Genomic DNA, 17,242 nt, shown 5'->3' with positions numbered 1-17,242 from the left:
GGCTAGTCGATCAATGCCCACCAACCACCATATGGCTGAACGGCGCCACATACGCCTGCAACGTCACCAAACCACCGACCAGAATGGCCAGGATGATCGAGTGGAAAAACACATAGCGCAGGATTTCCCCTTCATGGCCGTACCAGCGCGTGGCGGTGGACGCCACCACGATCGACTGGGCATCGACCATCTTGCCCATGACCCCGCCAGAACTGTTGGCCGCGGCCATCAAAATCGGGCTGATTCCCAGCTGCTCGGCGGTCACTCGTTGCAAGCCGCCGAACAGCACGTTTGACGCCGTATCCGAGCCGGTCAAGGCCACGCCGAGCCAGCCGAGCAGGGTGCCGAACATGGGGTAGAAGATGCCCGTCGCGGCGAAGGCCAGGCCCATGGTCGCGTCCAGGCCCGAATAACGCGTGAGGAAACCGAGGGCGAGCATGGCGGTAATGGTAATCAGTGAATAGCGCACAACCCACAGGGTTCGTAGGTACTGGTGGATCAGTTGCGGAATGGAATAGCCCATCAGCAACCCGCCGAGGATCGCCGACAGAAGGATGCCGCTGCCGGTGCTGGTGAACCAGGTGAACTTGTAGACCGCGTCCTCGGTTTTAGGCGTGGGCACCACGGGCGGGACCTTCTCGATCTGCTGGTGAATCGTGGTGAACGTCAACACCGGGGCGAAGATCGGGTTCGCCTCGCGCATCGGTTTGCCTTGAGGATCGAGCTTGGCCGAGTGGGTTGCCGGATCAATCGCCGGGCGGGTATCGAACATGTTTTTGAAGCTCTGGGTGCCCCAGGCGAAAACGAACACCGTGAGGATGATCCACGGCATCCACGCGCGCATCACAGCAGGCTTGGCATCGCTGGCAAAGGTCGCACTGGCGACGGGTTTTTCGTCATGCTCTTCGGCTATTTTGGAGTTGTCGACTCGCCCGGACAGTGCGGCGGAGGTATGCACGGTGGCCGGTTTCCAGACCCTGAGGAAACCGGTCAGGCAGGCCATGGAAATCAGCGCGGCGATCACGTCCACCAGCATTGGCCCGTGGTAGTTGGACACCAGGAACTGCGGCACGGCGAAACTGACCCCGGCCACCAGAATCGCGGGCCAGATTTCCAGCATCTTGCGCCATCCGGCGAAGGCCCAGATCAACCAGAACGGCACGATCACCGAGAAGAACGGCAATTGCCGGCCGACCATCATCGACAGTTCCATTTCATCCAGCCCGGTCACCTTGGCCAGGGTGATGATCGGCGTCCCCAGCGCGCCGAACGCCACAGGCGCGGTGTTGGCGATCAACGCCAGGCCAGACGCGGCCAGAGGCGAGAAGCCCAGCCCGATCAGAATCGCCCCGGTCACCGCCACCGGCGTGCCGAAACCAGCGGCCCCTTCGAAGAACGCACCAAAGCAGAAGGCAATCAGCAGCAATTGCAGGCGTCGATCGTCGGTGATGCGCGCCAGGGAATCCTGCAGCACCTTGAACGAGCCGTTCTCCGTTGTCAGCCGATGCAGGAAGATGATGTTGAGCACAATCCAGCCAATGGGCAGCAAGCCGTTGGCGGCGCCGTACAGTGCGGCCGAGCCGGCCATGTTCGCCGGCATGCCGAAAGCGAAAATCGCGATCACCAGCGCCGAGGTCAGGGCCATCAATGCGGCCAGATGCGCCTTGACATGGAAAAACGCCAGGGCTGCCAGCATCACCACGACCGGCACTGCTGCCATGATGGTTGAAAGTATCGGGTTGCCGAACGGATCGTAGATTTGCTGCCAGACCATGTTCCACCTCTGCTTTTTATTGTTGGGAGTGCAGACCCCGTGGGGGCGGTGGCTTCTAGTATAGGTGGCATTACGCCGCTGTCCTGGCAGGCCTTTTAGTGGGCCGCACTGAGCTAACATGGCCCATAGGTAAATGCGCTACTCGGACTTCAACAACGAGAGGAATGCAGCAATGACTGAACGCCATATGCACCACAAGGAAACGCTGTCGAACGGATGCAAGATCGAGGTCAAAGCCGAGATATTGAAGGACGGCTCACTGGGGATGTTCATCGGTGTTTACCGGCCGGACGGCACGGCCATTTTTGAGGACCACGATCCAAAACCGCATCTGCTGGACATGGAGGCTGCCTTTGACTGGGGGATCGAAAAGGCAAAGACCCTCGGCAACAGTCAAAAAACTCTGTAGAGCCCGGTTTTGGACACCCTCATGAAGAAGGCGACAACCACCATGAAGAAAGAGCAGGTCGATGCAAAGGAAGAAGAGGGGGGAGGTTCGGCCTCTCAGCGGATAGACGCGAGAATCAAGGAGCTGGGAGATTGGCGGGGCGAGACGCTCGCTCGGGTCCGAACGCTCATCCAACAGGCCGACCCCGAAGTGGTCGAGGAATGGAAGTGGCGGGGGGTTCCAGTGTGGTCGCACGCCGGAATCATCTGCACCGGTGAGACCTACAAGCAGGTCGTGAAGCTGACGTTTGCCAAGGGCGCCTCGCTGGAAGACCCTTCAGGCCTCTTCAACGCCAGTCTCGAAGGCAACACCCGACGTGCCATTGATGTGCATGAGGGCGACAAGCTTGATGAGAAAGCCTTGAAGACACTGATTCTCGCCGCCGCGGCGCTCAACACCTCGGCACGAGTAGCCGCTCGCACCAAACCTGCTAGATGAGTGGGCCTGCGAAACCCTGACGAGATGACCGCTATCGATGTCTCTCGTCGGGAGCTTGTGAGGCTCGTTGTCGTACAACAGTGCTCAGTCACTAAATCTCCATACCTGCGGTCAACACCCAAAAAATAAAAAGCCTGACGGGCCCACAACCAGCAGCAACTGTATGTAGTTGCAATTTTAACGAGCGGTCTTTGTCGAGACGAACGGCTATTTTTCAGATTGACAGCCTAGTAGTGAACTCGATATAAAAGACATGGTTGTACGACGACAGACGATTATCGACTGTTAACCCTAAAAATAAAAAAGAGTGTCGGCCCCATCATGAATTCAACCCGCCTGCGCGCCTCCCTGAATGCCCCTTCTTATGGTTCGACCTTGACTGCTTGCCCATCCCCGTAGTCAGGCGCGTTGCATACGACTGTCCCGCCAAACGCCTGCTAGCACTGTTATATGTCCAACTCCGGCCGCTGAGCATGGGTTACCCATTTTCGAGCCCGCAATACAGTGTCTGAGCAGTGCCCACGCTAATGAACTGAACCGGGCAGTGGCGCGGACTCATCGCGTTTTTGCCGATGCTCTACGACACCATTGATCTCGCTTGAAACCGAGAGATCATCACCATAATCCAATAATAAAGTGATGCCATGAATCTGAACGAGCCCATTAATCCGCAACGCATCGGCCAGGCCGTCGGCAAGTACCGCTGGACGATCTGCGCGCTGTTGTTTTTTGCCACCACCGTCAATTACCTGGACCGCCAGGTACTGAGTCTGTTGGCGCCGGATCTGTCGACGCAATTTGGTTGGAGTAATACCGATTACGCCAACATCGCTTCCGTTTTTCAGTTTGTATACGCGATTTCCATGCTGTTCGCCGGGCGCTTCGTTGACAAGATCGGCACCAAGACCGCCTATGTGGTAGCGATCGGCATCTGGTCGACCGGCGCGATCATGCACGCCTTTGCGGTGCCAATGGGTGAGGGGATCGGCGCCGTGAGCAGCGCGTTCGGCCTTGCCGTCATCCCTGTTTCGATCGCAGGTTTCATGCTGTCACGCGCCGTGCTGGCGATAGGCGAAGCGGGTAACTTCCCGATCGCGATCAAGGCCACCGCCGAATACTTCCCGAAAAAAGAACGCTCCTTCGCCACCGGCATTTTCAATTCCGGTGCCAATGTGGGCGCGGTCCTGGCGCCGATCTGCGTGCCGCTGATTGCCGCCCTGTGGGGCTGGGAAGCGGCGTTCATCGTGATCGGTGCGTTGGGCTTCGTTTGGGTGGCGGTATGGATTGCGCTGTACGAAAAACCGGAGCAGCAAAAACGTCTGTCGGCGCAGGAACTGGCTTACATCCGCAGCGATCAGGGCGCGCAAGCGCTCACCAGCACAGACTCGGGTGCCGCTGCCAAAAAAGTATCGTGGTTCAAGCTGCTGACCTACCGCCAGACCTGGGCCTTTGCTTTCGGCAAATTCATGACCGACGGCGTGTGGTGGTTCTTCCTGTTCTGGCTTCCGACCTATCTGTCAGCGCAATACGGCATGAAGGGCCAGGCCATCGTGTTGCCGCTGGCCGTCTTGTACAGCATGACCATGGTGGGCAGCATCGGCGGCGGCTGGTTCCCCAGCTATTTCATGTCACGCGGCGACGCGCCGTATGACGGCCGTATGAAAGCGATGCTGGTGATCGCCTTCTTCCCGCTGCTGGTGTTGCTGGCGCAGCCATTCGGTTACATCAGTTTCTGGGTGCCGGTGCTGCTGATCGGCGTGGGCGCCTCCGCGCACCAGGCGTGGTCGTGCAACATCTTCACCACCGTGTCTGACATGTTTCCGCAAAAATCCATCGCTTCGGTGGTCGGCATTGGTGGTTTGGCTGGCGGCTTGGGCGGCGTAGTCATGACCAAGACCGGCGGTTGGGTAATCGATCACTACAAACTGATCGGCGATATTCATACCGGCTACATGATCATGTTTGCCATCTGTGCGGTGGCCTATCTGGTGGCGTGGAGCGTGATGAAGACGCTGGTGCCACGCCATAAGGAAATCACCGATCTGTAAACGGCGACGCGTGACCTGCTGACTTCCTGTCCGCAGGTCATGCTCCCGTATGACGCTATTTGTAGCGTTGCTCAAAGACGGCCACTTGCTCCGGCACGATCAGCTGGAAGGGCACCCAGACATCCGCCTCCACCGACTCCCCTTTGATCATTTTGATAGCTGCTTGCAGCGCGGTGGTCGCTTGCGCTTTGGGGTCTTGAAAGACGGAAGCGACGAGCATCCCGCGCTTGATCGCCGCCAGGCCATCAGGCAGGCCGTCGATGCCGACAATCGCAATCTCGCCCTTGGCTTTGCCGGCTTGCTGCAATGCCATGGCGGCGCCGATGGCCATCTCGTCATTGTTGGCAACGATGGCATCAAAACCAGTGCCTGCCAGCAGCCAGTTGCTGGTCAGGTCCATCCCTTTGTTGCGCTGCCACTCGGCACTTTGTTGTTCGACGATCTTGATCCCGGGATAGTCCTTGAGCACCTGTTTCACACCTTCAGTACGGTCGTGCGTGGAGTTTTGTGCCAGGTCGCCCATGATGATCGCGATGTTGCCTTTGCCCCCGAGCTTGTCGGCCAGGTAGCGCATCTGCAATTGTCCGGCCTCAATGTCATTGGATGCCACTGTGACCACGCCTTTGGGCAAGACGCGCTCGTCCGGGTGGCGGTTGACGTAGACCAGCGGTGTTTTCGCCTCGACAGCGGCACGCGTCATGTTGGCGGTGGCGGCAGTGTCCACGGGCAAGACGATGACGGCATCCACCTTCTGGCTGAGAAAGCCCTCGATCTGATTGAGCTGGCGAACCACATCGCCCTGGGCGTCCTCGAACTGGATCTCGACACTCTCCTTTTTGGCGGCATCTTCCAGGCCGCTGCGCACATAGGTCATGAAGTTGTCGTCGACCCTGGCAATGCTGACGCCGATGCGATAGTTGGCGGCAGCCCATTGGCTGAAGAGTAATAACAGCGTGGCAAAAAGCAGTGTGCAACGACGCATGATGGTTTTCCTTTTGTTGTTATGAGTCGACATTCATCAAGACCAGTCAGTTAAGCCGTAATGCGATCTGTAGCAGCTGTCGAGCCTGCGAGGCTGCGTTCGGCTGCGCAGCAGTCGTCAAACCAGAAGCTGCGGTGCGTCAGGCAGACCGCATCAGCCGGATTCACGACTGCTGCGCAGCCGAACGCAGCCTCGCAAGCTCGACAGCTGCTACAAAGAGTGCGTCGCTTAAGGCTCAATCCAGCGTGAAGGCCTGCCGAAAGCGTTCGAGCGCCGCTTTGCTGTCGCCGCTGGCCCAGCCCTCAAGCCCGACGACTCCGGTGTATCCCATGCGGAACAAGGCTTTGGCAATGGCCGGATAATGGATTTCACCGGTGCCGGGTTCCATGCGGCCGGGGACATCGGCGACCTGGATTTCCCCGATAGCGCTGCCTGCGCGCTGGATCAGTTCGATCAGGTTTCCTTCGCCAATCTGCGCATGGTAAAGGTCCAGATTCATCTTCAAATGCGGGCTGCCCACGGCCTCGATCAGCGCCAGGGTATCGTCGGCACGCGCGAAAGGGGTGCCGGGATGGTCCACCTCGGTATTGAGGTTTTCCAGCAAGAATACCCGGCCTGCCTCTTCGCCCAGACGGGCGATTTTTTCCAGGGTCTTGCAGGCACTCAACCACATGCGTCCAGTGGTGAGGGCCACGGGTTTGACCGGCAAGCCTCTGTCGCCCAGACCAGTGCCGTGCAGGTTGAGGCTCGGGCAATTCAGTTGTGCGGCGACGGCCAGCGATTCGCGTGCGCTGTCGAGCAGGTGTTGGATGTCTTCGGGATCGGTCAGGTTGCCCGAGATGTAACCCGTCATGGAGGTGAAGTCAGCGCCGGTGGCGACAAGGGCCGGGATGTCTTTCTGCGTCCAGTCCCAGAGTTCGGCGCTGAAGTCCAGCGCGTGAATCCGTTTGACGCGTTCGGTGAACGGCAGGTCGAGGAAGACCATCTCGGCACTGATCGCCAGTTTGAACGGTGTGAAACTCATGAATGGGCTCCTTGCACGCGCACCGCTTTGCCCTGCTGGAAGGACTCGATACACGCGCGGGCAATGGCCAGTGCAGCCCGGGCATCTTCGCCGCTGGCGAGGGGTTTTTCGCCGGTGCGCAGACAGTCGACAAAGTGGTTGAGCTCGGCCACATAGGCATCACGCAGCAGGTCGGTGTCCAGGCGCTGGGTGTCGGCCTGGACACCATTGGCCAAATAGCGAACCAGGTCAGAGTCATTGACGCTGCCCATGGTCAGCATGCCAGCGCTGCCGAACACTTCCCCCCGAACATCGTAGCCATAGACTGCCTGGAAGTTGGCCTCGGCCGTCGCGATGGCGCCGTTGTCGAAACGGATCGTGACCACCGCGGTGTCGAGGAAGCCCTTGTCCTTGAAGTCCGGTGCAATCAGGGCATCGGCCATGACAAAGACTTCAACCGCTTCGGCGCCGGGATTCAGGTAGCGCAGGGTATCGAAGTCATGAATCAGGGTTTCGAGGAAAATCACCCACTGCGGCGAGGCGGCCGGATTGTTCAGCGCCGGGTCGCGAGTCAGCGAGCGCAGCAGTTGTGGCGTACCGATACGGCCCGCGACCACGTCCAGATGAGCCGCGCGGAAGCTTTTGGCAAAGCGCCGGTTGAAGCCGACTTGCAGCGTCACCCGTGCGTCGGCAGCGGCGGCGATGGCGCGGTCGGCTTCGCCGAGGGTGATGGCCATGGGTTTTTCACAAAACACGCCTTTGCCGGCGCGGGCCGCACTGATCACCAGTTCGGCATGGCTGCGGGCCGGGGCGGCGATCAAGACACCGTCTATTTCCGGGTCATTGAGTAGCTGCTGTGGATCGGTATAGACCCGCTGTACACCTAATTCTGCCGCGAGGCGGGCGGCCTGGCCGGGTGTCGGGTCGGCGATGGCGGCCAGGCAGGCGCCGGGAATGTGCCGGGCGGCAGTCAGGCCGTGAAAACTGCCCATGCGGCCAGCACCGATGAGACCCAGTCGGATGATCTTGGACGTACTCATGAAATGACTCCCTTTTATTGTTGTTCAATGACTCGACAGCAGGAATGTCCTCGCTGGCATTAAGCAAGGAGCAAGGGCTGTGCCAATTTTTAAGTCATTGATATTTAATAATTAATTTTAGAATTTTTGAGAAAGGTGTTCATTTCGATGACATGTCTATAATGACATGTCAAAAATATGAACATGGAGCGGATGTCATGATGAATCCACAGCCCATGGCCGTCAGCGTGCAAGACCTCGATTACATCACCGCGCTCGGTCCTGCGTCGTTGAACGAAGGGCCGATCGCTGAGCTGGAGCAGGCTTGGCTGGCGTGTCTGAAAGGTCGCATCGATCGACCTGCCAGGGTCAGGCAGATTATTTGGGACTCCTGGTTGCGCAGTGTCAGTGCCGGCCTCGATCCTGATGATGGTCAATACCGCTTTGTCGCTCCCGACGTGCTGGCCGCAACGCTGGCGGCCAATCGTGTGTTGATCACGGCGGCGGCGGAAGTCATGCGTGGGTTGCTGGCTTACAACCCCAGGGGCCACATCAATCTGACCGATGCCGAAGGGACGACGCTGTATTTCTGCGGCCTGGACCTCACGCCTGTGGGCAGCCGACTGCTGGAGTCGGTGCAGGGCACCAACTGCACGGGGCTGGCGATTGCCGAAGACCGGTTGGTGTATGTGCTGGCCGAGGAAAACTTCGGGATCGGCCTGCGTCGGCGGCGCATGCATTGTGCCGCCGCGCCGATCAGGGATGCTCAGGGCCGGACACTGGCCATGCTGACCCTGACCGCAGAGCCGGGCTGGTTTCATTTCCATACGCTGGGCACCGTCCAGGCAGCGGCCGAAGCGGTGTCGCGGCAGATGGCGTTGCAGGCCTTGCTGGAAGAACAACAAACCGTGCTTGAAGTGCTCAACGAGGGGCTTGTGGTGCTGGATGAGCGGGGCTGCATCAAAGCGCTCAACCGTTATGCCCGCCAATTGTTTCGAGTGGGCCGGGATCTGCTGGGCAGTCCGTTCCAGCGTTTGGGCCAGAGCGAACTGACCGATGAGATTTTGCTGCGCGGCGGGGAAGGGCTACGGGATCTGGATTGTACGTTTGAGCTGCATGATCGCAGCCACCTGGCTTGCCTGGTGTCCGTGTGCTCGCTGGAGCAGGGTGGACGCATAGTTTCGTTGCGCGAGAACCGGCGTATCCGGGAAATTACCCGGCGGATCATCGGCACCCAGGCCAGCTACACCTTCGAGACCATTCAGGGCAGTTCGCGAGCCATACAGGACGCGTTGCACCTGGGGCGGATTGCCAGTCGCAGTGATTCGACCACGCTGATCCTGGGTGAAAGCGGCACCGGCAAGGAGCTGTTCGCCCAGGCGATCCATAACGCCAGTGACCGTTGCAGCGGTCCTTTTGTGGCCGTCAATTGCGGGGCCATTCCGCGAGATCTGGTGCAGAGCGAGTTGTTTGGTCATGTCGAGGGCGCCTTCACCGGATCGGCGCGCGGAGGATCGGCCGGGAAGTTCGAATTGGCCGATGGCGGAACGATCTTTCTCGATGAAATCGGTGACATGTCTTTTGATGCCCAGGTCAGCCTGCTGCGCGTCTTGCAAGAAGGCGAGGTGACGCGCGTTGGCGCGAAAAAATCGCAGCAGGTGAATGTCCGCATCATCGCTGCCACCCACCGCAACCTGAGCCAGGCGGTGGCCGACGGTGCCTTCCGTGAGGATCTTTACTACCGGCTCAACGTCCTGAACCTGACGGTTCCGCCCCTGAGAATGCGCCGTGAGGATGTTCCCTTGCTGGCGCGACATTTTCTCAATCGTTGCGCCCGATCGCTGCGCAAATCAGTTCAAGGCATCTCGCCAGAGGCGCTGGATATTCTGTCGGCCTACCACTGGCCGGGCAATGTTCGCGAGTTGGAAAACACCATTGAGCGGGCAACCAATCTGGCGGTGACCGAACTGATACAGCCGGGTGATCTGCCGCTTGAAATCAAGCAAAGGCTGCGGCCGTCGGCGCCGGGAAATGTGCCCGAACCCCGTACTGCACTGGACCTTGGCGCCCATGAAATGAATGCAATCATCGCGGCCCTCAGGGATACCCGCGGCAACATCCGTCTGGCCGCCAAACAGCTGAACGTTTCTCGTGGCGGGTTGTACAACAAGATGAATCGGTTCGGGCTGAGTGCCGATGCTTTCCGTTCAGGGCTGGGCATTCTCTGAAGTGACGATCTGCAACGGAATATGGATGCGATGCCGGGCCGGATCGAAGTCCGGCGCGGTCTGCAATTCCACCAGCAAATCGACCAGCGCCGCCGCCAGCAATCGCGGCTGGGAATCGATGACCAAACTGATCAAACCCTGCGACAAAGCCTGGCGCGACAGCTCGGTCGACTCCTGCAAAATGCAGCACAGCGACGGCCGCTTCGGTAGCTGCGACAGGGCACTGATGATCCCGTCGCCGCCACCGCCGACCACGCACAAACCGCGCAAGTCGTCATGCCGTGCCAGCAGGTCCAGCGTCGCCTCTTCGGTGATGTCGCAGTTGTCCAGATTGATCACCGCTTCAAGCAGCCGCAACCCAGGAGCGCGCTCTGCCAGATAGCTGCGTAGCCCCTCGACCCGCGCCTGATGGCCGAGGAAACGGTGACCGCCGAGCAATACCCCGACACTGCCTTTGCGGGCGCCACAGGTGTGGGCCATGAGCCAACCCATGGTCCGTCCGACCTCGTGATTATCCTGGCCGACATAAGGCTCATCCGCCGCCTCGTGGATGTCGGACAGCAACGCAATCACCGGCACGCCAGCGGCTCTGATCTGAGCGATGGCGGCATTGATCAGCGGGTGAGCGAAGCTGACCACCGCCAGGCCATCGCACTGCACCGCCAGTTGTTCGATCTGGGCAATGATTGCGCTGGGTGCGCGATCAAATACGTATTCGAAATGGCAGCTCAGGTTGGCGCCGGTATGACGCTGCGCCGCCTCGGTGATGGCGGCGGCAACGTTGCCATAGAACGCCTGGGCCGTACCGAGCAGCAGGATGCCGAAACGATAGCTGGGACGCCGTTCGCGGATTCGCTGGCCGATCAACCTGGCGGCGAAATAACCGACGGCTTCGGCGGCCTGGAACACCTGCTCGGCGGTGGCCGGGTTGACCGGAGCCCTGGCGTTGAGCACCCGGTCCACGGTGGCGACACTCAAGCCAGCGTGCTCGGCGACCGTGGCGATGGTTGGGCGTTTATTGTTGTTCATGGCGGGTCCCGAAAACGCCTTGATAGAAAACTATCAAGCCTTGCTGGGCCTGGATGATAGCTTGATAGGGAATGTATTCAAGGGCTTGAGGGTAATCAGTGCGCTCTCTATCTTTTCTCCAACGGTGCCATCCCGCATCGAAGCAAGTGCCTAAACCATCAAGCTTGCGGAGAACAAAAAAATGCCTGAACAAAACGCAGCCTTTGAAACCCCTGATAAACCCGTGCCTCGGGATTATCGATTGATCGGTCCCGAAGCCGTCAAAGCGGCGCAAAAAGGCTTGGTGTCGGCCAACTGGTACCAATCGCCCATTTCTCGTAAACGCATGAAGGAATTGATGCAGCGCCGCGACGGCCCGGCCTTGCGCGATACCGCGATATGGTTGCTATCGATGGTCGTCACCGGCTTCGGTGGTTACTGGTTCTGGGGCTCCTGGGCCTGCATTCCGTTCTTCTTCGCCTACGGGTTGCTCTACGGCACAGCGTCGAATGCCCGTTGGCACGAAACCGGTCACGGCACGGCGTTCAAAACCCGCTGGATGAATGACGTGGTCTACCAGGTGTCGAGCTTCATGTTCATGTTCGAACCGCATGTCTGGCGCTGGAGCCATGCGCGGCACCACACCGACACCATCATCGTCGGTCGTGATCCGGAGATCGTCGAGCCACGTCCGCCCAGCCTGATCAATATGGTGTTGAGCCTGTTCAGAATGCCCTACGCATTGAAGACAATGAGGTCAGTCTGCCGGCATGCAGTCGGGCGGATGGATGAAGAAGAGCAGACGTTCATCCCGGAATCCGAGTGGCCCAAGATCTTTACGGCGGCGCGCATCTGGTTGGTGATTTATGGGCTCACCGTCGCGGCTGCGCTGTACCTGCAAAGCTGGTTGCCGCTGATGTTTATCGGTCTGCCAACCCTGTATGGCAGCTGGCTGTCCTACCTGTTCGGCCTGACCCAGCATGTCGGCCTGGCCGAGGACGTGCTCGATCACCGCAGCAACTGCCGCACCATTTACATGAACCCGGTGCTGCGCTTTATGTACCTCGATATGAACTATCACCTCGAACATCACATGTACCCGATGGTGCCGTTTCATGCGCTGGCGCAGCTTCACGAAGAGATCCGCCACGACTGCCCGCCGCCGTATACCAGCCTGTTCGAGGCCCTCAAGGAAATCCTCCCGACCCTCTGGAAGCAGCGCAAAGACCCGACGTATTTCATCCGTCGCCCTTTGCCCCAACGCGCAACGCCGGCCGCCAGCGCCCAGGCTGAACCTGAAGCAACGCCGGCCTGACACCTTCCTGTTTGTACCACTACAAGAGAAAACGCCATGACCGATCAATGGATCGACGTATGTGCCGTGGGCGAGATTAATGAAGAAGACGTCATTCGTTTCGACCATGGCCCGCACACCTATGCCGTCTACCGCTCCGCCGACGACGAGTTCTTTGCTACCGCGGGCCTGTGCACCCACGAATCCATTCACCTCGCCGATGGCCTGGTAATGGAGCATGTCATTGAGTGCCCCAAGCACAACGGGCGTTTCGACTACCGCTCCGGCAAAGCCCTTGGCGCACCGGTGTGCGTCAACCTCAAGACCTATCAGGTCCGGGTCGAGGCGGGGCGTGTCCTGCTCGCCATCACGGTTTAACTGCAGGGAGCCTGTGTCATGAATTCTGCCAATGCTCCACTGGTGATCGTCGGCGCCGGGCATGCGGGTGGCCGCGCGGCCCTGACCCTGCGTGCCGAAGGTTATCGCGGTCGCCTGATCCTGATCGGCGACGAATCCCACCCGCCCTATGAACGTCCGCCGCTGTCCAAGGGACTGTTGCAGGGCACGGTTGATTTGACTGGCTACACCCTGTGCGACAGCGCACGACTCGCCGAACTGGGCATCGAACACCTGGCCGGCAATCCGGTGAAATGCCTGGACCCGCAGCAGCATCGCCTGCAATTGGCCGACGGTAGCTGGCTGGCCTATGCGCGGCTGTTGCTCGCAACGGGAGGTCGGTCGCGGCGGCTGGCCTCTGTGCCCAAGCATCTGGGCAACGTGCTTTATCTGCGGACCCATGACGAAGCCCAGGCCTTGCGCGCTTCGTTGCGGCCCGGTGCTCGGTTGGTGATCATCGGCGGTGGCTTCATCGGACTCGAAGTCGCCGCGACCGCCCGTGCCTTGGGGTGCACGGTGACCTTGCTCGAGGCCGGGTCGCGTCTGGCGGGTCGGGTGTTGCCGGAGCAGCTGTCCAGTGTCCTGCTGGAACTGCATCGCAGCCAGGGCGTGGATGTCCGCTTGAACGTGGTCATTGAGGCGGTGCAAGGCAACGCCTGTGTCGAGGCCGTGCAACTTGTCGACGGCCAGCTTCTGCCCTGCGACCTGGTGGTGGTGGGCATCGGCATGCAACCCAACACTGAATTGGCCACGGCGGCGGGGCTTGAAGTCGGTCAGGGCATCCGCGTCGATGCTCAGTTGCGCACCAGCGCGCCTGACATCTTTGCAGCGGGTGATGTCTGTGAATTTCAGCTGCACCCGCAAGGTGTTTTCCAGCGTCAGGAAACCTGGCGCAACGCCGAGACTCAGGGCCATCACGCCGCCCTGAATCTATTGGGCGGCGAGCAGCCCTTCGAGGTCATTCCCGGTTTTTGGTCTGATCAGTACGACTGGGGACTACAGATCATGGGCGTGATCTCGAACGCCGAACCCACGGCGAGCCGGATAACCCCGGGAGGCGGTTTCCTGTTGTTCTACCTCGATGCCGAGCAACGCCTGCAAGGTGTTTGCGGCTGGGGCCAGGGCAATAGCGTCGCCAAGTACATCAAATTGTGCGAACGGCTGATTGCCAACCATAACCCCCTTTCGGTGGACGCGCTGGCCGATGCCGGTGTGCCGCTCAAACTACTGCTCAGGAGCTGACATGCGTGAATTTCTGGTATTTCAGTCCCTGTGGGCCATGCAAGATCAGCACGGCCAATGCGACCTTCCGCTGGAAGTGCAGCTAGAGAAAATCGCCGCCGCCGGCTTCGACGGAATCACCGACCATTTCTGGGTCGCGCAACATGCAGCGCGCCTGAGTGCCGCCGCCAAGGCGCAGGGCCTGCAAATTGAAGGTCAGGTGTTTCCCCGCAGCGTGGATGATCTGGCGGCGGCGATCGATGTCGCCACCCACTACGGATGCCACCACCTCACGCTGCAAGCCGACGTCAGGCCGCGCACGCTGGCGCAAGCGATCAAGCTGATCGAAGGCTGGCAGCGTCTGGCCGAGCAGGTGGATTTTCCGATCCTCCTGGAAACCCACCGCTATCGCCTCACCAGCGACTTATTGTTCACCCTCGACATCCTCGCTGAAATGCCCGATCTCAAGCTGTTGGCCGACTTGTCCCACTATGTCGTGGGCCGCGAACTGCCAGAGCCGGCCGCTGCCGAGGACGACGAACAGATCCATACCATCCTGCGCCACAGTTGGGGTTTTCACGGTCGTGTCGCCAGCAGCGAACAGGTCCAGGTGCCCTTGAGCTTCGCCCAGCATCGGCCCTGGCTGGAACGTTTCCTGGGCTGGTGGCGCTATGGGATCGAGGATTGGCTGTCCCGACCGAACACACCCGCCAGCCTGTCCTTCACCTGTGAACTCGGTCCACCGCCGTATGCCATCACGGGTGCCGACGGAAATGACATCACCGATCGCTGGGCCGAGGCGTTGATGCTGAAGGAGCTGATGCGCAAGGTCTGGAAGGAGTGCCAAGTGACGGCACTCGTCAGACCCGGCGAGGTGTGTCACGGGCGTTAGTATTTTTGCATCCTGCCGCGCTTCCCCCAGGACAAAATCGTTCTAAAAAAGCCCACCTTGCGCTTTGGACTTTGTACTACTCTTGAAGTTGTAGGTGAAGACGCAGACTGATGCGCAAGCGGATGGCGAGGAAACGTGGGGCGCGTTCCGAAGGGTACACGGTTAGAAAGATCTCCGCGCTGAGATCCAGCCCTTATGCCGTGTGAAGCAGGACAGCACAAAACTGTTCTGTGGGAAGCCTGATAAACCTTGTAAGCCGGAGACCAGCGCCGGCCACCTACTCGATTTACAAAGCCCGCCTTGTGCGGGCTTTTTCGTGTTCGCAGGATCCGTTTGTATCGGAACGTATCCGGCGCGGCTGCAGCTAACTTCGCATACAAATCCAAGGCATTGGCGACACTTGCGCGATACACGGTGGCCTCTGAATAGAGCCACCGCATCCGCGGCAACCTGCGCGCGACTCTCCGCGCACTCCTTGGAGAAATGCCATGTCCCGATTCAATCACCGTATCTCTGCTGGCATGCTCGGCGTCGCCGTTGCCGCGGCACTCACTGCCTTCGCGGGCCTGGCTCAAGCTCAAGAGGCGCCTCCAGTTAAAAGCTGGCAGGCGGGTCTTCACCGCACCGATCTGCTGCGCCAGGATCTCGACGTCGCCGGGCGTGAGGTGATCCAGGTTCGCGTTGATTTCGAGCCGGGTGTGGTATCCCCCAAGCATTCTCATCCGGGGGTGGAAGTGGCCTACGTGATTGAGGGCACGTTTGAATATCAGCTCGAGGGTCGGCCACCGGTAACGCTCAAGGCTGGCGATTCCTTGTACATCCCCGCAGGCACAGCGCACGTCGCGAAGAATGTCGGTGCGAGCAAAGCGTCGGAACTGGCGACGTACATTGTGAAGAAAGACACGCCACTGGTGGTGCTGGAAAAGTAAACGCCGTGTCGGGTTACCGGCGGTTATGACGCATTGCCAACGCGCGGCTTCCCAGTGCGATGGCCAGTGCGACAGCGACCAACACCAGCGCCACGGCGAAGGTGATTCGCATACCGCTGGCAACCGCTTCGGGTCGCGATGTTGCAATGTCGACAGCGGCCGATGCGAGCGCGAACACTGCGCCCAAGGTGGACGCCCCGGTGATCAGCCCCAGATTGCGCGACAGGTTGAGCATGCCGGAGATGACGCCCCGTTGATCTGGCTGAACATCCGCCATGACCGCCGTGTTGTTGGCTGTCTGGAACAGGGCATAGCCGATAGTGATCACAACCATGGGCAAGAGGTAGCCGCCGATGCCGAATGTCTCCGGCAGCACCGATAACGTGAAGCATCCGGTCGCCATGGCGAAGAGCCCGGCGAGGGTCATGCGTTGTGCGCCAAAGCGGTCGGCAATACGGCCTGCGGGCACACCCGTCAGTGCCGCGACAAACGGCCCGACCGACAAGACCAGCCCAACCAGAACAGCATCGAGGCCGAGTCCATGCGCGAGATAGAAGGGGCCGACCACGAGCGTCACCATCATCACTGTCGCAACGAGCAGGCTCATGGCGAGGCTGCCACTGAGCACAGGATCACGGAACATCGCCAATCGAATCAACGGTGAGGTGACGCGAGCCTCGGCGAACAGAAAGAGGCCGACACCGACGCCCGCCGCCAACAGCAAAGCGATGTTGATCGGGCCGAAACTGCCTCGCCCAAGGGTCATGGCCAGCGCATAAGCGGCGAGTGTCAACGCCAGCAGCAGTGTGCCCAGCGGGTCGAAGCCGGCACGAACGGTCTTGGGTTTCTGGCGATCGGCGGGCAAGTAGTGATGCGCGAGCACCAACGTCAGCAAGCCCAGCGGTACGGTGATGAGAAAGATCGCCCGCCAGCCGACCCCGCCAATCAGCAGGCCACCGAGCGACGGCCCCATCGCGGTACCTATCGCCGACATCGTCCCGAGCAACCCCATGGCGCTGCCCGTTTTCGCCTTCGCTACCGTCTCGCCGACAAAGGCCATGGTCAGCGCCATCATGATTGCCGCGCCGAGTCCCTGCAGCGCCCGGGCGCCAATCAGCATCCAGAGCGAGGGCGCAAAGCCGCACAACGCCGACGCCAGCGTGAACACGCCGATACCGGCCAACAGAAGCCGCCGACGGCCAGTGATGTCACCGAGTCGACCGACGCTGACGATCAGGGTGGTGATGGCGAGAAGGTAGGCGAGGACGATCCACTGCACTTCCTGAAAAGAAGCATTGAACACCTGGGCCAAGGTCGGCAAACCGACATTGGCGATACTGGTGCCGAGCGAGGACAGCAGCATCGACAGCGAAAGAGTGGCCAGCGCCCACCGAACGGACGGTGTCTGTTGCGCATGCTCTGCGACTGCACTGATTGATTTCATGCTGTTCCTCTTTTCTGGCCACTCCCGAAGCGGAGCTATCAGAAATCTACGCCCCGGCCTAACATGGCGGAAGGCGCACCCTTTGCACTTTATTCGTGCGTTCAACGCCCTATCACTC

General features: G+C 60.1%; 15 protein-coding genes. 9 read left to right on the top strand and 6 right to left on the bottom strand.

Going from position 1 to position 17,242, the window contains the following annotated elements; translation table 11 throughout:
• Window positions 1-10 precede the first annotated feature (10 nt).
• Window positions 11-1,774, bottom strand: a complete 1,764-nt coding sequence (locus ACYZT5_RS11070) for an L-lactate permease (protein ID WP_462051134.1) — start codon at window positions 1,772-1,774, stop codon at window positions 11-13.
• Between the two features lie 172 nt (window positions 1,775-1,946).
• Between ACYZT5_RS11070 and ACYZT5_RS11065 the strand changes: the two genes are divergently transcribed.
• The 3 genes from ACYZT5_RS11065 (at window position 1,947) to ACYZT5_RS11055 (ending at window position 4,708) form a co-directional block, all read left to right on the top strand.
• Window positions 1,947-2,183 carry a hypothetical protein gene (locus ACYZT5_RS11065; protein WP_008151753.1) on the top strand — a complete coding sequence of 79 codons (237 nt, stop codon included), beginning with the start codon at window positions 1,947-1,949 and terminating at the stop codon, window positions 2,181-2,183.
• Window positions 2,184-2,225: 42 nt separating this feature from the next.
• Window positions 2,226-2,660, top strand: coding sequence for a DUF1801 domain-containing protein (locus ACYZT5_RS11060; protein ID WP_462052231.1), 435 nt, complete (start codon window positions 2,226-2,228; stop codon window positions 2,658-2,660).
• A 644-nt stretch (window positions 2,661-3,304) separates the two neighbouring features.
• Window positions 3,305-4,708, top strand: a complete 1,404-nt coding sequence (locus ACYZT5_RS11055; protein ID WP_462051133.1) for an MFS transporter — start codon at window positions 3,305-3,307, stop codon at window positions 4,706-4,708.
• A 55-nt stretch (window positions 4,709-4,763) separates the two neighbouring features.
• Here ACYZT5_RS11055 and ACYZT5_RS11050 read toward each other — a convergent pair whose 3' ends face one another.
• The 3 genes from ACYZT5_RS11050 to ACYZT5_RS11040 form a co-directional block, all read right to left on the bottom strand.
• Window positions 4,764-5,690, bottom strand: coding sequence for a sugar ABC transporter substrate-binding protein (locus ACYZT5_RS11050; protein WP_462051132.1), 927 nt, complete (start codon window positions 5,688-5,690; stop codon window positions 4,764-4,766).
• Window positions 5,691-5,925: 235 nt separating this feature from the next.
• Complete coding sequence (locus tag ACYZT5_RS11045) at window positions 5,926-6,714, bottom strand: TIM barrel protein (protein ID WP_462051131.1); 789 nt, start codon at window positions 6,712-6,714, stop codon at window positions 5,926-5,928.
• Window positions 6,711-7,733, bottom strand: coding sequence for a Gfo/Idh/MocA family oxidoreductase (locus ACYZT5_RS11040; protein ID WP_462051130.1), 1,023 nt, complete (start codon window positions 7,731-7,733; stop codon window positions 6,711-6,713). Before ACYZT5_RS11040 ends, ACYZT5_RS11045 begins: the two co-directional genes overlap by 4 nt.
• A gap of 200 nt (window positions 7,734-7,933) precedes the next feature.
• Between ACYZT5_RS11040 and ACYZT5_RS11035 the strand changes: the two genes are divergently transcribed.
• Entirely contained in the window at window positions 7,934-9,940 is a 2,007-nt protein-coding gene (locus ACYZT5_RS11035) for a sigma-54 interaction domain-containing protein (RefSeq protein WP_462052230.1), read from the top strand.
• Here the strand turns inward: ACYZT5_RS11035 and ACYZT5_RS11030 are convergent.
• Window positions 9,920-10,969, bottom strand: a complete 1,050-nt coding sequence (locus tag ACYZT5_RS11030) for a LacI family DNA-binding transcriptional regulator (protein WP_462051129.1) — start codon at window positions 10,967-10,969, stop codon at window positions 9,920-9,922. The two genes, ACYZT5_RS11035 and ACYZT5_RS11030, sit on opposite strands and share 21 nt — an antisense overlap.
• 181 nt (window positions 10,970-11,150) lie before the next feature.
• Between ACYZT5_RS11030 and ACYZT5_RS11025 the strand changes: the two genes are divergently transcribed.
• The 5 genes from ACYZT5_RS11025 to ACYZT5_RS11005 all read left to right on the top strand — a co-directional run bounded on the left by ACYZT5_RS11025 (window position 11,151) and on the right by ACYZT5_RS11005 (window position 15,680).
• The gene (locus ACYZT5_RS11025) at window positions 11,151-12,263 is read left to right on the top strand and encodes a fatty acid desaturase family protein (RefSeq protein ID WP_462051128.1); all 1,113 of its coding nucleotides are present in this window, start codon (window positions 11,151-11,153) and stop codon (window positions 12,261-12,263) included.
• A gap of 36 nt (window positions 12,264-12,299) precedes the next feature.
• Entirely contained in the window at window positions 12,300-12,620 is a 321-nt protein-coding gene (locus ACYZT5_RS11020) for a MocE family 2Fe-2S type ferredoxin (RefSeq protein ID WP_415768608.1), read from the top strand.
• An 18-nt stretch (window positions 12,621-12,638) separates the two neighbouring features.
• Window positions 12,639-13,880, top strand: a complete 1,242-nt coding sequence (locus ACYZT5_RS11015; protein ID WP_462051127.1) for an NAD(P)/FAD-dependent oxidoreductase — start codon at window positions 12,639-12,641, stop codon at window positions 13,878-13,880.
• Between the two features lies 1 nt (window position 13,881).
• Window positions 13,882-14,751 carry a sugar phosphate isomerase/epimerase family protein gene (locus ACYZT5_RS11010; RefSeq protein WP_462051126.1) on the top strand — a complete coding sequence of 290 codons (870 nt, stop codon included), beginning with the start codon at window positions 13,882-13,884 and terminating at the stop codon, window positions 14,749-14,751.
• Between the two features lie 488 nt (window positions 14,752-15,239).
• Window positions 15,240-15,680 carry a cupin domain-containing protein gene (locus ACYZT5_RS11005; protein ID WP_462051125.1) on the top strand — a complete coding sequence of 147 codons (441 nt, stop codon included), beginning with the start codon at window positions 15,240-15,242 and terminating at the stop codon, window positions 15,678-15,680.
• A 13-nt stretch (window positions 15,681-15,693) separates the two neighbouring features.
• On the opposite strand, the gene ACYZT5_RS11000 is transcribed toward ACYZT5_RS11005, so the two are convergent.
• Window positions 15,694-17,124, bottom strand: a complete 1,431-nt coding sequence (locus ACYZT5_RS11000; protein ID WP_462051124.1) for an MFS transporter — start codon at window positions 17,122-17,124, stop codon at window positions 15,694-15,696.
• Window positions 17,125-17,242 lie beyond the last annotated feature (118 nt).

This window comes from Pseudomonas sp. LB3P14 (genome assembly GCF_054898045.1).
This window is presented reverse-complemented; position numbering and strand designations above follow the sequence as displayed.

Bases quoted from the DNA above. Each gene is read 5' to 3' on its own strand.
- ACYZT5_RS11070 (WP_462051134.1), bottom strand. From the start codon at position 1,774: ATGGTCTGGCAGCAAATCTACGATCCGTTCGGCAACCCGATACTTTCA.
- ACYZT5_RS11065 (WP_008151753.1), top strand. From the start codon at position 1,947: ATGACTGAACGCCATATGCACCACAAGGAAACGCTGTCGAACGGATGC.
- ACYZT5_RS11060 (WP_462052231.1), top strand. From the start codon at position 2,226: ATGAAGAAAGAGCAGGTCGATGCAAAGGAAGAAGAGGGGGGAGGTTCG.
- ACYZT5_RS11055 (WP_462051133.1), top strand. From the start codon at position 3,305: ATGAATCTGAACGAGCCCATTAATCCGCAACGCATCGGCCAGGCCGTC.
- ACYZT5_RS11050 (WP_462051132.1), bottom strand. From the start codon at position 5,690: ATGCGTCGTTGCACACTGCTTTTTGCCACGCTGTTATTACTCTTCAGC.
- ACYZT5_RS11045 (WP_462051131.1), bottom strand. From the start codon at position 6,714: ATGAGTTTCACACCGTTCAAACTGGCGATCAGTGCCGAGATGGTCTTC.
- ACYZT5_RS11040 (WP_462051130.1), bottom strand. From the start codon at position 7,733: ATGAGTACGTCCAAGATCATCCGACTGGGTCTCATCGGTGCTGGCCGC.
- ACYZT5_RS11035 (WP_462052230.1), top strand. From the start codon at position 7,934: ATGAATCCACAGCCCATGGCCGTCAGCGTGCAAGACCTCGATTACATC.
- ACYZT5_RS11030 (WP_462051129.1), bottom strand. From the start codon at position 10,969: ATGAACAACAATAAACGCCCAACCATCGCCACGGTCGCCGAGCACGCT.
- ACYZT5_RS11025 (WP_462051128.1), top strand. From the start codon at position 11,151: ATGCCTGAACAAAACGCAGCCTTTGAAACCCCTGATAAACCCGTGCCT.
- ACYZT5_RS11020 (WP_415768608.1), top strand. From the start codon at position 12,300: ATGACCGATCAATGGATCGACGTATGTGCCGTGGGCGAGATTAATGAA.
- ACYZT5_RS11015 (WP_462051127.1), top strand. From the start codon at position 12,639: ATGAATTCTGCCAATGCTCCACTGGTGATCGTCGGCGCCGGGCATGCG.
- ACYZT5_RS11010 (WP_462051126.1), top strand. From the start codon at position 13,882: ATGCGTGAATTTCTGGTATTTCAGTCCCTGTGGGCCATGCAAGATCAG.
- ACYZT5_RS11005 (WP_462051125.1), top strand. From the start codon at position 15,240: ATGTCCCGATTCAATCACCGTATCTCTGCTGGCATGCTCGGCGTCGCC.
- ACYZT5_RS11000 (WP_462051124.1), bottom strand. From the start codon at position 17,124: ATGAAATCAATCAGTGCAGTCGCAGAGCATGCGCAACAGACACCGTCC.